Source organism: Pseudomonas sp. GR 6-02 (assembly GCF_001655615.1).
Classification (GTDB): Bacteria; Pseudomonadota; Gammaproteobacteria; order Pseudomonadales; family Pseudomonadaceae; genus Aquipseudomonas.
This window is the reverse complement of record NZ_CP011567.1, coordinates 21,570-34,861: the sequence shown is the minus strand read 5'-3', so window position 1 is coordinate 34,861 and position 13,292 is coordinate 21,570. Positions and strand designations below refer to the sequence as shown.

Annotated in this window: 12 protein-coding genes; 7 read left to right on the top strand and 5 right to left on the bottom strand. The window is 61.1% G+C overall.

What is annotated here, in order from left to right; all coding sequences use genetic code 11:
• Positions 1-113: 113 nt before the first annotated feature.
• The 3 genes from betC to PGR6_RS00140 all read left to right on the top strand — a co-directional run bounded on the left by betC (position 114) and on the right by PGR6_RS00140 (position 4,348).
• Positions 114-1,628 carry a choline-sulfatase gene (gene betC / locus PGR6_RS00150; protein WP_064615656.1) on the top strand — a complete coding sequence of 505 codons (1,515 nt, stop codon included), beginning with the start codon at positions 114-116 and terminating at the stop codon, positions 1,626-1,628.
• 16 nt (positions 1,629-1,644) lie between these two features.
• Positions 1,645-2,577, top strand: a complete 933-nt coding sequence (choX, locus tag PGR6_RS00145; protein ID WP_064615651.1) for a choline ABC transporter substrate-binding protein — start codon at positions 1,645-1,647, stop codon at positions 2,575-2,577.
• 202 nt (positions 2,578-2,779) lie between these two features.
• Complete coding sequence (locus tag PGR6_RS00140) at positions 2,780-4,348, top strand: SulP family inorganic anion transporter (RefSeq protein WP_064615650.1); 1,569 nt, start codon at positions 2,780-2,782, stop codon at positions 4,346-4,348.
• 61 nt (positions 4,349-4,409) lie between these two features.
• Here the strand turns inward: PGR6_RS00140 and aroE are convergent, their stop codons facing one another.
• Entirely contained in the window at positions 4,410-5,231 is an 822-nt protein-coding gene (gene aroE, locus PGR6_RS00135; protein WP_018927301.1) for a shikimate dehydrogenase, read from the bottom strand.
• Positions 5,232-5,244: 13 nt separating this feature from the next.
• A complete protein-coding gene (gene hemF, locus PGR6_RS00130; RefSeq protein WP_018927302.1) occupies positions 5,245-6,159 on the bottom strand; it encodes an oxygen-dependent coproporphyrinogen oxidase in 915 nt (304 codons plus the stop codon).
• A 181-nt stretch (positions 6,160-6,340) separates the two neighbouring features.
• Here hemF and PGR6_RS00125 point away from each other — a divergent pair, with 181 nt between their 5' ends.
• Entirely contained in the window at positions 6,341-7,318 is a 978-nt protein-coding gene (locus PGR6_RS00125) for an NADPH:quinone reductase (RefSeq protein ID WP_019580323.1), read from the top strand.
• A 116-nt stretch (positions 7,319-7,434) separates the two neighbouring features.
• Here the strand turns inward: PGR6_RS00125 and PGR6_RS00120 are convergent, their stop codons facing one another.
• The 3 genes from PGR6_RS00120 to PGR6_RS00110 form a co-directional block, all read right to left on the bottom strand.
• Positions 7,435-7,992 (bottom strand): L-threonylcarbamoyladenylate synthase, encoded by a 558-nt coding sequence (locus tag PGR6_RS00120; protein ID WP_018927304.1) that lies wholly within the window; start codon positions 7,990-7,992, stop codon positions 7,435-7,437.
• A 55-nt stretch (positions 7,993-8,047) separates the two neighbouring features.
• On the bottom strand, positions 8,048-9,154 hold the full coding sequence (dprA, locus tag PGR6_RS00115) for a DNA-processing protein DprA (RefSeq protein ID WP_064615648.1): 1,107 nt from the start codon (positions 9,152-9,154) through the stop codon (positions 8,048-8,050).
• A gap of 80 nt (positions 9,155-9,234) precedes the next feature.
• Positions 9,235-10,260: a LysM peptidoglycan-binding domain-containing protein gene (locus PGR6_RS00110; protein WP_064615646.1), complete on the bottom strand. Its 1,026-nt coding sequence runs from the start codon at positions 10,258-10,260 to the stop codon at positions 9,235-9,237.
• A gap of 169 nt (positions 10,261-10,429) precedes the next feature.
• On the opposite strand from PGR6_RS00110, the gene def reads away from it, so the two are divergent.
• From def to rsmB, 3 genes are all read left to right on the top strand, one after another.
• Positions 10,430-10,936, top strand: coding sequence for a peptide deformylase (gene def, locus PGR6_RS00105; protein WP_007941507.1), 507 nt, complete (start codon positions 10,430-10,432; stop codon positions 10,934-10,936).
• A gap of 70 nt (positions 10,937-11,006) precedes the next feature.
• Positions 11,007-11,966, top strand: a complete 960-nt coding sequence (gene fmt / locus PGR6_RS00100) for a methionyl-tRNA formyltransferase (protein WP_018927307.1) — start codon at positions 11,007-11,009, stop codon at positions 11,964-11,966.
• A complete protein-coding gene (gene rsmB, locus PGR6_RS00095; protein WP_026286510.1) occupies positions 11,963-13,273 on the top strand; it encodes a 16S rRNA (cytosine(967)-C(5))-methyltransferase RsmB in 1,311 nt (436 codons plus the stop codon). Before fmt ends, rsmB begins: the two co-directional genes overlap by 4 nt.
• Positions 13,274-13,292: the final 19 nt, after the last annotated feature.

Sequence of the window (13,292 nt, the reverse complement as noted above, 5' to 3'; positions counted from 1 at the left end):
AGCTGTGCTTATCCTAGTCATTGCCTGGCGTGGGCTTTACCACAAATTCCATGGGTTGCATGCTCGATCACAGCACTCTCGCATAAATATCCACTATGGAATGCCGCGATCACATGAAGCGCAAAAATATTCTTTTCATCATGGCCGATCAAATGGCCGCGCCAATGTTGCCGTTCTACGGCCCTTCGCCCATCAAACTGCCGAATCTGAGCCGCCTCGCCGCCGAAGGCGTGGTGTTCGACGCCGCGTACTGCAACAGCCCGCTCTGCGCACCGTCACGTTTCACCCTGGTCAGCGGTCAGTTGCCGAGCAAGATCGGCGCTTACGACAACGCGGCCGATTTCCCCGCCGACGTTCCGACCTATGCCCACTACCTGCGGCGCCTCGGTTACCGCACCGCGCTGTCGGGCAAAATGCACTTCTGCGGTCCGGACCAGTTGCACGGCTATGAAGAACGCCTGACCAGTGACATCTACCCGGCCGACTACGGTTGGGCGGTGAACTGGGACGAGCCGGACGTGCGGCCGACCTGGTACCACAACATGTCGTCGGTGCTGCAAGCCGGGCCCTGCGTGCGCACCAATCAGCTGGATTTCGACGAAGAGGTGGTGTTCAAGGCCCAGCAATACCTGTTCGATCACATCCGCGAGGATGGCGATCAGCCGTTCTGCCTGACCGTGTCGATGACGCACCCACACGACCCGTACACGATTCCCAAGGCGTTCTGGGATCTGTACGACGACGCCGACATCCCTTTGCCGGAAACACCCGCACAGGATGAACTCGATCCTCACTCCCAGCGCCTGCTCAAAGTCTATGACCTGTGGGACAAGCCGCTGCCTGTGGATAAGATTCGCGACGCGCGCCGTGCCTACTTTGGTGCGTGCAGCTATATCGACAGCAACGTCGGTAAACTCCTGCAAACACTCGAGGAAACCGGGCTGATCGATGACACCATCATCGTGTTCTCCGGTGACCACGGCGACATGCTCGGCGAGCGCGGCCTCTGGTACAAGATGCACTGGTACGAAATGGCCGCCCGCGTACCGCTGCTGATCAGTGCGCCGGGGCAATTCGGCGCCGGACGGGTCAGCGCAGCGGTATCCACCGCCGACCTGCTGCCGACCTTTGTGGAACTGGCCGGCGGCTCATTGGAGCCAGGCCTGCCGCTGGACGGCCGCTCGCTGGTTTCACACCTGCAAGGGCAGGGCGGTCACGACGAGGTGTTCGGTGAATACATGGCCGAAGGCACCATCAGCCCGTTGATGATGATTCGTCGCGGCGCCTACAAATTCATCTACAGCGAAGACGACCCTTGCCTGCTCTTCGATGTGCATAACGACCCGCGTGAACAGGAAGAACTCAGCCATTCGCCGCAACATCGTCAGCTGTTCGAGGATTTTCTCGCCGAAGCACGGGCCAAATGGAATATCCCGGCGATCCACCAACAGGTGCTCGCCAGTCAGCGACGCCGGCGTTTCGTCGCCGACGCCCTGACCATCGGCAAGCTGAAGAGTTGGGACCACCAGCCGCTGGTAGATGCCAGTCAGCAGTACATGCGCAACCACATCGACCTCGACGATCTGGAGCGTAAAGCCCGTTATCCACAACCCTGCCAAAACCAATAATGTTAAGGGGACGTCCATGCAAAAGTTATCCACAGTACTGACAGTCGGGCTTCTGGCTCTGGGCAGCACCTCGGCCTACGCCGAGCAAAGCTGCGAAACGGTGAAGATGGCCGACCCTGGCTGGAGCGACATCGCCGCCACCAACGCCATCACCGGGTTTCTGCTGGACGGCATGGGCTACAAGGCCAAGGTCGACACGCTGGCGGTGCCGATCACCTTTGGCGGTCTGAAGGATGGCCAGGTGGACGTCTTCCTCGGCAACTGGATGCCGGCGCAGCAAGGCTTTTACGACAAGTTCGTGGCCAACGGCGATGTCACGCAGCTGGCGAAGAACCTCGACGGCACCGAGTTCACCCTGGCGGTCCCGGATTACGTCTGGGACGCGGGTGTGCATAACTTTAACGACCTGAACAAGTACGCCGAGCTACACCCCAAAGAAGTCGACAAGAAGATCTATGGCATCGGTTCCGGCGCCCCGGCGAACATTTCGCTGCAAGAGATCATCAAGAAGAATGACTTCGAGATGGGCCAGTGGAAACTGATCGAGTCCAGCGAGCAGGCGATGCTGGCCGAAGTATCCCGCGCGGTGAAGAAACAGAAGTTCGTGACCTTCCTCGGCTGGACGCCACACCCGATGAACGTGCAGTTGAAAATGCATTATCTGAAGGGTGGCGAGAAGTACTTCGGTGACACCGGCAGTGTTTATACACTGACCCGCAAAGGTTATGCACAGGCCTGCCCGAACGTCGGCAAACTGCTCACCAACCTGAGTTTTACTCAGGAAATGGAGAACAGCATCATGGCCGAAGTGGTGAACAAGAAGGTCAGCAACGCCGACGCGGCCAAGGCGTGGATCAAGGCCAACCCGGTGGTGCTGGATAAATGGCTGGAGGGCGTGAAGACCGTGGACGGCAAGGATGCTCTGCCGGCGGTCAAAGCCAAGTTGTAAGGTTCCCCTGTGGCGAGGGAGCTTGCTCCCGCTGGAGGGCGTAGCACTCCCATTTCGGCAAACTCGGTTTATCAGCCTCACCGAGTTGTCCGGATTTGCGACTGCTGCGCAGCCGAGCGGGAGCAAGCTCCCTCGCCACAATGATCTGCCCACTACGAGCCAATGCTTTACCCTGACGATTTACCCCGTACCGAGAGGACCCATGGCCTTCCCCAGCCGCCATTCACTCTTTCCCTTCCTGACCTGGTTGCCCCGGCAAACCCGCGCCAGCGTTGGTCGTGACCTGATCGTCGGCCTGAGCGGTGCGATTCTCGCGTTGCCACAATCGATTGCCTACGCCCTGATCGCTGGCCTCCCACCGGAATATGGCCTGTACGCCGCCATCATCCCGGTGCTGATTGCCTGCCTCTGGGGTTCGTCGTGGCATTTGATCTGCGGCCCTACGGCGGCCATTTCCATCGTCCTGTATGCCAGCGTCAGTCCTCTGGCCGTCCCTGCATCGCAGGACTACGTCACGCTGATCCTGCTTCTGACTTTCCTTGCGGGCATTTTCCAGTGGTTACTGGGTTTGCTGCGGTTCGGTGCCCTGGTGAATTTCGTCTCTCACTCGGTGGTGCTGGGCTTCACCCTCGGCGCGGCGGTGGTGATTGCCATCGGGCAGCTGCCGAACCTGCTGGGGCTGGATGTGCCCAACCAGGCCACGGCGCTCAACAGCTTGATGATGCTGCTCAATCATCTCGGCGAAGTAGACAAACCCTCGCTGCTGCTGGGCCTGGCCACGGTCGCGGTTGGCATCGTGCTGAAACTGCTGGTGCCGCGCTGGCCGACGCTGTTGATCGCTCTGGCCCTGAGCGGATTGCTGGTGTGGCTGTGGCCAGCGATGTTCGGTCATGTGAAGCTGGTCAGCGCGTTTGTCGGGCGGCTGCCGCCCTTCAGCTCGCTGCCGCTGGATCTGGACCTGATATTGCGCCTGCTGCCCAGTGCGGTGGCGGTCGGCATGCTCGGGCTGGTGACGAGCCTGTCGATTGCCCGCTCCCTGTCGGCCCGCTCGCAGCAGTTGCTCGATGCCAATCAGGAAGTTCGCGCCCAGGGTTTCTCGAACATGGTCGGGGCGTTTTTTTCCGGTTCGCTGTCCGCCGGTTCCTTCACTCGCTCGGGCCTGAGCTACGATGCCGGCGCTTGTTCACCGCTGGCCGGGTTTTTTTCGGCGCTGTGGGTGGCACTGTTCGCGATCTTCGGTGCGGCATTGATTGCGCACATCCCGATCCCGGCCATGGCTGGCAGCATCCTTTTGATCGCTCGGGGATTGGTGGATCATCGCGGCATTCGTGCCTTGTTGCGGGTCAGCCATGCCGAATTCCTGGTCATGGCGCTGACCTGTGTCGCCACCCTGTTGCTGGAGTTGCAGACGGCGATCTACGCCGGGGTGCTGGCGTCACTGTTCTTCTACCTCAAACGCACCTCACAGCCACGGGTGCAGCACTGGCGCAATGGTGACGAAGACATCCTGAGGGTCGGCGGCTCGATCTTTTTCGGCGCCAGCCATTACCTGCAAGTGCGCCTGCAACGGATGCAAGGCCCGCGAGTGGTGATCGAGGCACAGCAGATCAACTTCATCGACTACTCGGGCGTGGAAATGCTGCACCAGGAAGCACGACGGCTGCTGCGTCAGGATCGCAGCCTGACCCTGCGGCAGGCACGGCCGCAAGTGGTGGAGGAATTGAGGAAGCTGGAAGGCGCGGAGAAATGCCCGATCCGGTTTGAGGACTAAACGCCACTGTTTTGACAAACAGATAACCTGTGGCGAGGGAGCTTGCTCCCTCGCCACAGAACTACAGCGCCAGTTGCCGGCGAAGTTCGGCCAGCACCGGCGCCGTATCCGGGCGCACACCGCGCCACAGATAGAATGCTTCCGCCGCCTGCTCGGCCAACATGCCCAAGCCATCCATCGACACGCCAGCCCCATGTTCACTGGCCCAACGGCAGAACGAGGTTGGGTCCTTGCCGTACATCATGTCGTAGCAAACCGTCTTGCCCGGTTCGATCAAACTGCCGGCAATCGGCGGTACATCGCCGGACAAACTGGCGGATGTGGCGTTGATGATCAGGTCCACCGGCTCGCGCAGCCAGTCGAAACCGCTGGCCGACACCGGCCCCAGATCGGCAAACAATTGCGCCAGCAATTCGGCTTTTTCCACGGTGCGGTTGGCAATGATCACCGACGCCGGTTGCTCCGCCAGCAGCGGCTCCAGCGCGCCGCGCACCGCACCACCGGCCCCCAGCAGCAGGATGCGTTTGCCCGCGAGGCTGAATCCGGCGTTGACCGTCAGGTCCCGCACCAGCCCGGCACCATCGGTGTTGTCGCCCAGCAGACTGCCATCAGCCAGTTTGCTCAGGGTATTCACCGCGCCGGCCCGTTGCGCCCGCTGGGTCAAGCTGTTCGCCAGGCGATAGGCGTCTTCCTTGAACGGCACTGTCACATTCGCCCCACGGCCTTCGCGGAAAAACTCCAACGCACAGCCGGAAAAATCGTCGAGAGGTGCCAGCAAGGTGCTGTAGTCCAATTTCTGCCCGGTCTGCTCGGCGAACAGACGGTGGATCAGCGGCGACTTGCTGTGGCCGATCGGGTTACCGAATACGACATAACGGTCCATCAGAATTCCTCGTTCAGGCCTTGGCCAACCAATCGCGGTCTTGCAGGAAGTATTCGGTCAGGCGTGCTTCTTCACTGCCCGGCTCGGCCTTCCAGTCGTAGGCCCAGCGTACTTGCGGCGGCAGCGACATCAGAATCGACTCGGTACGCCCGCCCGATTGCAGGCCGAACAGCGTGCCGCGGTCATAGACCAGGTTGAATTCAACGTAACGACCACGGCGAAACTCCTGGAACTCACGCTGTTTGGCGGTGAACGCATCATTCTTGCGACGTTGCACGATCGGCAGGTACGCGTCGATGAACGCATCGCCGATGGCGCGCATGAAGGCGAAGCTGGTATCGAAGTCCCACTCGTTCAAGTCATCGAAAAACAGGCCGCCGATGCCCCGTGGCTCATGGCGATGCTTGATGTGGAAGTAGCTGTCGCACCAAGCCTTGTAGCGCGGGTAAACGTCCGGGCCAAACGGCGCGCAGGCCTGTTCGGCGACGCGGTGCCAATGCACGCAATCTTCTTCATTGCCGTAATAAGGGGTCAGGTCAAAGCCACCACCGAACCACCAGACCGGCTCTTCACCTTCTTTTTCGGCGATGAAAAAGCGCACATTGGCGTGAGACGTCGGCACATGGGGGTTATGCGGGTGAATCACCAACGACACGCCCAAGGCTTCGAAGCCTCGACCGGCCAGTTCCGGCCGATGGGCGCTGGCGGACGGTGGGAGGCCGCTGCCAAACACGTGGGAATAGTTGACGCCGCCCTTTTCGATGACTGCGCCGTTCTCAATCACCCGGGTGCGACCACCGCCGCCGGCAGGCCGGGTCCAGGCGTCTTCGACGAAACGCGCGCCGCCGTCTTCGGCTTCCAGGGCAGCGCAAATACGGTCTTGCAGGTCGAGCAGGTAGGCTTTTACGGCCTCGGTGCGGGTAGTCATGGCATCACCTTGAATCGGGCAAAGCTACGCGGCGCTCCATCAGAGCGGGGGGCCGGCGCAAATGGGTCCGTAGCATAACATCGCAGGCGAGCCTGCCGCAGTTGACGAAGATCAAGCTTGGGAGTTCGATAGGGCGCTTGGCGCTACGACTCTAGAAGCCAAAGACCTAAGGAGAGAGCAGATGGCAAAGCGTATCCAGTTCCGCGTCCATGGCGGCCCCGAAGTGCTCGAATACGTGGATTACCAACCCGCCGAGCCCGGCCCGCAACAGGTACGCGTGACCAACAAGGCCATTGGCCTGAACTTTATCGACACCTATTACCGCAGTGGCCTTTATGCACCGCCAGCCCTGCCATCGGGCCTGGGCGCCGAAGGCGCGGGCGTGGTCGACGCAGTCGGTAGCGAAGTCACCCGCTTCAAGGTTGGCGATCGCGTGGCTTATGGCAGTGGCCCGTTGGGCGCCTACAGCGACGTGCATGTCTTGCCGGAAGCCAACCTGGTGCACCTGCCGGACGCCATCAGCTTCGAACAAGCCGCCGGCGTGATGCTCAAAGGCCTGACCGTGCAGTACTTGCTGCGTCAGACCTATGAACTCAAGGGTGGCGAAACCATCCTGTTTCACGCCGCGGCCGGCGGCGTCGGATCGCTTGCCTGCCAATGGGCCAAGGCCCTGGGGGTGAAGCTGATCGGCACGGTCAGTTCAGCGGAAAAAGCCGCCCTGGCGAAAGCCAATGGTGCCTGGGCGACCATCGATTACAGCCATGAGAACGTCGCACAACGCGTGCTGGAACTGACTGACGGTAAAAAAGTCCCGGTGGTGTACGACGGTGTAGGCAAAGATACCTGGCTGACATCGCTCGACAGCGTTGCGCCTCGGGGGTTGGTGGTGAGCTTTGGTAATGCTTCAGGCGCAGTAGACGGGGTGAATCTGGGGATTCTCGCGGCCAAGGGTTCGCTGTACGTGACCCGGCCGACGCTGGCGACCTACGCCAACAATGCTGAAAACCTGCAACGCATGGCTGATGAACTGTTCGAGATGATCATCAGCGGCAAGCTGAAGGTGGACATCAGCCAGCGGTATCCACTGGCTGATGCAGCGAAGGCGCAGACTGAGTTGTCGGCGCGCCGTACGACTGGTTCAACGATTCTGTTGCCTTGAGGGCCTCTTCGCGGGCAAGCCTCGCTCCTACAGGATTTGTGTCGTTCACACGATCACGGAACGACATTGATCCCCTGTAGGAGCGAGGCTTGCCCGCGAAGAACGATGACGCGGTCTCAATCCGGGCGCACCACATGCCCCGTCGCCAGATCGCGAATCACACTCGGATTCTTGCGCCCGCCCAGATTGCCACCGAGTACATAATCAACCTGCCCCCGGAAATACTGCTCCACGCGAATCCGCGTCCGTGCCGCCGGTCGGCCCTGAGGGTTCGCCGAGGTCGACACCAGCGGGCCGACCACCGCACACAAGTCCCGCACCAGAGGGTGGTCGCTGACCCGCAACGCCACCGTTTCATGCACACCGGTAATCCACTGGGGCAACAGATTCTGATGCGGCACCAACCAGGTGTTGGGGCCCGGCCAGGTGCTGGCCATGCGGTCCATCCACAACTCCGGGAAGTCTTCGAACAGGAAGTCGAACTGACGAATATTGTCGGCCACCAGAATCAGGCCCTTATCCACAGATCGGCCCTTGATCATCAGCAGACGATCCACCGCCTCTTCGTTCCACGGGTCGCAACCCAGTCCCCAGACGGCTTCCGTTGGGTAGGCAATGACCGCCCCGGCGCGAATTTCTCGTGCGGCTTGTTGCACACGCCAACTGTTAACCATGAAAAAACTCTCCGGAATAAGGCTCTGCGCAGTTTACCGATCTTCCTTATAAAACCTAGTTTACCCGCGCAAACCATCGACCGCTCTCACAGACCGCCCGGCCATCCATCTCCAGCTCCGTCAGCGCTGCCAGCACTTTCGACAAGGCCCAGCCGCTGGTGACCGCCAGGGCTTCGCTGGTATGAGGCGCCGCGTGGAGCAACATGAGCAGTGGATGAGTTACCGTCGTTTGCGGCGTTTCTGTGGATAACGGCAGCCGTTGCCAGCCGCGCAAGGCCTCAAGGATGTGTTCGATGGTTTCCACCAGCACCGCACCGTCGCGGATCAACTGATGGCAACCCTTTGCGCCAGGGTGGTGAATCGAACCTGGAATCGCATACACCTCACGCCCCTGTTCCGCCGCCAGCCTCGCGGTAATCAATGAACCGCTGGCAATACTTGCCTCGACCACCAACACACCAAGGGACAAACCGCTGATGATCCGATTGCGCCGGGGGAAGTTGCTCGGGGAAGGGCCGGCGTCCAGCGGGAACTCCGAAAGTACGGCGCTTCCCGAGGCGATCATGGCGTCCGCCAGTCGTCGATTGCGCTGTGGATAAAAATTTTCAAGTCCCGTGCCAAGCACCCCTACCGTTTGCCCGCCAACGTCCAGAGCCGCCTGATGCGCGGCGGCATCGATGCCCAGGGCCAGACCGCTGGTGATGACAAAACCGGCGCCGGCCAGACTGCGGGAAAACGCACTGGCGGTATCCATGCCCGGTCGCGATGCGCGACGGCTGCCGACCATCGCCAACTGCGGTTTTTCCAGAATGCCCGGATCGCCCGCGACGAATAATAGCGGCGGCGCATCACTGATTTGCGCCAGCAGCGCGGGGTAGTCAGGTTGGTCCCACATCAGTAAATGCTGGCCCGGACGCTCTAGCCAGGCCAATGCGTGGCTGGCGCCATCACGAATTTCACTGCAGCGCCGGGCCTCCGCGCAAGCGAGGGGCAGGCCCAACGCGCGCCAGGCACTGGCGGGTGCGCTGATGGCATTGGAGGCAGAACCGAAAGCCTCCAGCAACTTCTTGAAACGTGCCGGACCGAGTTCAGGCAAAAGGTGCAGGCGTAAACGGGCTTCCAGTTCCGCAGGGGAAACGGACGTACAGGCAGACAGCGACATGGATCATCCTTGATCGTTATAAGGTCCCGTCGAATCGGGAATAAGCTGTGGATAACTCTGTTGGTAACTTGTGAGCAGGCTTAAGGATTTCGCACCTTGTCCATCACCGCCAAGGAGCGCGATGCGTTGAGCACCAGCCCGTAGCTGAGCTTGTCGTAGGTGCGGAATACCATCAGCAGGCCGGCCCGTTCGTCGGGGATTTTCAAGGGCTGACCGGTGATCCGGTCGCGCACGGTTTCGCCGGTTTTCATCACCACCAGCACATTGCCCTCGGCCAGGCCATCGCGCTGCCCCTTGTTCAGCGTGACGACATCCAGCGCGCCAATCTGGGTGACCCCACGCGGCACATCGATGATCAGGCCATTGATGTCGGTGCTTGGCGCACTGGGCATGAAAGTCGAATTGATCGAGCGCTCTTCGCCGCTGAACAACCGGTCGCCGAGTCGCACCTCCTGAGTGGTGCGTTGCAGGGCCAGGGTGGCGACGTCACCTTCAGTGGCAATGATCTCGCCGCCACCGATGTCGTCGGCGTTGATCCCCAGGAACTCCTTGCTCTGTGGATCGGTGTAGACCTTGCCCTGACGAAAGATGCCGTAGACCGGTTGTGCCGGATCGAAATGGCCACGCGCGAAGATTCGATCGCCGGTGCCGCTGAGTACCCGTTCGGCATCTCCGGCAACGATGTAGGGCGCCTTGTCGAAATCCTCGACCTTGTCGACGATGCGATTGCTCAACAGAAAATTGTTGATCGACTTCAGCGGAATGCTCGGGATGGCGTCGGCCACCGGCGAACTGCGGACTCGTGGCGACAGCTTGATGGTGCCCCGGGAAGCGCCGCGGTTGAGGGTCAGGCGTGGCTGACCGTTGACGTAGACCAGCGACAGCGTATCGCCGGGATAGATGAGATTGGGGTTTTCAATCTGTGGATTGGCTTGCCAAAGCTGCGGCCACTGCCACGGCTCACGCAGGTATTTGCCGGAAATGTCCCAGAGTGTGTCCCCTGCCACCACGGTGTATTGCTGTGGAAAACCTTCCCTGAGTTGCACTTGCCCATGCGCAAAACCGGCCGAGGCCAGAAGGAGCAAGGCGAGTAGTGATTTCCTCATGCGGTGAATCCCTTTATTATGTACGTTCGCGTGAAACGCCAGAGCCCTCGTGGCTCGCCTCCGGCTCATTATTGAAAAGCCGGAAGCTACGTTCACAACGGTAGCCTGCATCTTCGGACTCGCCAGGCCATCGACCCGACTTTACCTCACACGTGCAGCAATTAAGCTTATGGCCATTTTAGACATCCTCGAATTCCCCGATTCGCGCCTGCGCACTATCGCCAAACCAGTGGCCGTAGTGGACGACGAAGTGCGTCAGTTGGTCGATGACATGTTTGAAACAATGTATGAAGCGCCAGGCATCGGCCTCGCCGCTACCCAGGTCAACGTGCACAAACGTATCGTCGTGATGGACCTCTCCGAAGACCGCAGCGAACCGCGGGTGTTCATCAACCCCGAGTTCGAAACCCTGACCGACGAGATGGGTCAGTACCAGGAAGGCTGCCTCTCGGTGCCGGGCTTCTACGAAAACGTCGATCGCCCGCAAAAGGTCAAGATCAAGGCCCTGGACCGCGACGGCCAGCCTTACGAACTGATCGCCGAAGGCTTGCTCGCCGTGTGCATCCAGCATGAATGCGACCACCTCAACGGCAAGTTGTTCGTCGATTACCTGTCCACGCTCAAACGCGACCGGATCAAGAAGAAACTGGAAAAGCTCCACCGCCAGAACGCTTGATGCCCTTCTTTCAAAGGCTTGCCGCGGCAAGCCTTTTTCTTTTCAAGATGCTTTGCAATTGAGAGCTTCCATGACTGAGCCACTGCGCATTGTCTTTGCCGGCACCCCGGAATTCGCCGCCGAACACCTCAAGGCCCTGCTGGGCAGTCCTTACGAGATCGTTGCGGTCTACACCCAACCGGACCGTCCGGCGGGCCGTGGACAGAAGCTGATGCCAAGCCCGGTCAAGCAATTGGCTCTGGAGCACAACATCCCGGTGTTGCAACCGCCAACCCTGCGCAACGAAGACGCTCAGGCGGAACTGGCCGCGCTGAAACCGGATTTGATGGTGGTGGTCGCCTACGGCCTGATCCTGCCGCAAGTGGTGCTGGATATCCCACGCCTGGGTTGCATCAACAGCCACGCCTCCTTGCTGCCACGCTGGCGCGGTGCGGCGCCGATCCAGCGTGCCGTTGAAGCGGGCGACAGCGAAAGCGGCGTGACCGTGATGCGCATGGAAGCCGGCCTCGATACCGGACCGATGCTGCTCAAGGTCACCACGCCGATCAGCGCCGAAGACACCGGCGGCAGCCTCCACGATCGCCTCGCAGAAATGGGCCCACCGGCCGTGATCCAGGCGATTGCCGGCCTGGCTGCGGGCACACTGGAAGGCGAAGTGCAGGACGACAGCCTCGCCACCTACGCACACAAATTGAACAAGGACGAAGCGCGCATCGACTGGAACCGCCCGGCGGTTGAGCTGGAGCGTCTGGTTCGCGCCTTCAATCCATGGCCGATCTGCCACAGCACGCTGAACGGCGAAGCGCTGAAAGTGTTGGCCGCAAGCCTGGCCGAAGGGCAGGGCGCACCGGGGAAAATCCTCAGCGCCAGCAAGGACGGCTTGATCGTCGCCTGCGGTGAACAGGCGCTGTGCCTGACCCGTCTGCAATTACCCGGCGGCAAGGCACTGAACTTCAGCGACTTGTTCAACAGCCGTCGTGAGAAATTTGCCGTCGGCACCGTCCTCGGTCAAACGGCAGACGCTCAATGAACCCACGTCTGGCCGCCGCCAAGGCACTTGCTGCAGTCCTTAACGGAAAAGCCTCACTCAACAGTTCTCTGCCGACACAAATGGACAAGGTCGAAGACCGCGATCGCGGCTTCACCCAGGACCTGGCGTTCGGCACGGCTCGCTGGCAGCCGCGTTTGTCGGCGTTGGCGGCCAAGCTGCTGCAAAAGCCGTTCAAGGCGGCTGATGCCGATGTCGAGGCGCTGTTGCTGGTGGGGCTTTATCAACTGCTCTATACCCGCGTCCCGGCTCACGCCGCCATCGGCGAAACCGTCGGTTGCGCCGATAAACTGAAAAAGCCGTGGGCCAAAGCCTTGCTCAACGCCGTACTGCGCCGCGCCCAACGGGAAAACGAAGCGCTGCTGGCCGAGCTGGAACGCGACCCGGTGGTGCGCACCGCCCACCCGCGCTGGCTGCAAAAATCCCTCAAGGCCTTCTGGCCTGAACAATGGGAAGCCATTTGCGCAGCGAACAACGCACACCCGCCGATGATTCTGCGGGTCAACCGTCGTCATCACACTCGCGACGCTTACCTTGGCTTGCTGAGTGACGCTGGCGTGGCCGCCAAGCCCTGCATTTATAGTCGCGACGGCATCATTCTCGATGCTGCTGCCGACGTGCGCAGCCTGCCGGGTTTCGCCGAAGGCTGGATCAGCGTGCAGGACGAAGCCGCACAACTGGCCGCCGATCTGCTGGACCTCGCGCCGGGCCAGCGGGTGCTGGACGCCTGCTGCGCACCGGGCGGCAAGACCTGCCACATCCTTGAGGCCGAGCCCAAACTGGCCGGCGTGGTGGCTGTGGATCTGGAAGCCAAGCGTCTGGTGCGGGTGCGGGAAAACCTCGCACGCCTGGGCCTGAGCGCAGAATTGATTGCCGCCGACGGTCGCGACACCGCCACCTGGTGGGACGGCAAACCGTTCCAGCGCATTCTGCTCGACGCGCCATGCTCGGCCACCGGGGTGATCCGCCGTCACCCGGATATCAAACTGACCCGCCAACCCGACGACATCGCCGCACTGGCGGTGCTTCAGGGCGAACTGCTCGACGCCATGTGGATAACTCTGGAGGTGGGCGGCATTCTGCTTTACGCCACCTGCTCCACGCTGCCGACCGAAAACACCGAAGTCATCGAAGCGTTCCTCGCCCGCACGCCAGGCGCCCGTGAACTGGACCTCGCCACGGCCGCCGGCATCAAGCAGCCCCATGGTCGCCAGTTGCTGGCCCAGGAAGGCGGCCACGACGGGTTCTACTACGCCAAGCTGATCAAGATTGCCGCCGCGCGCGGTTAACCGGGTTTAAGGGAGTGAC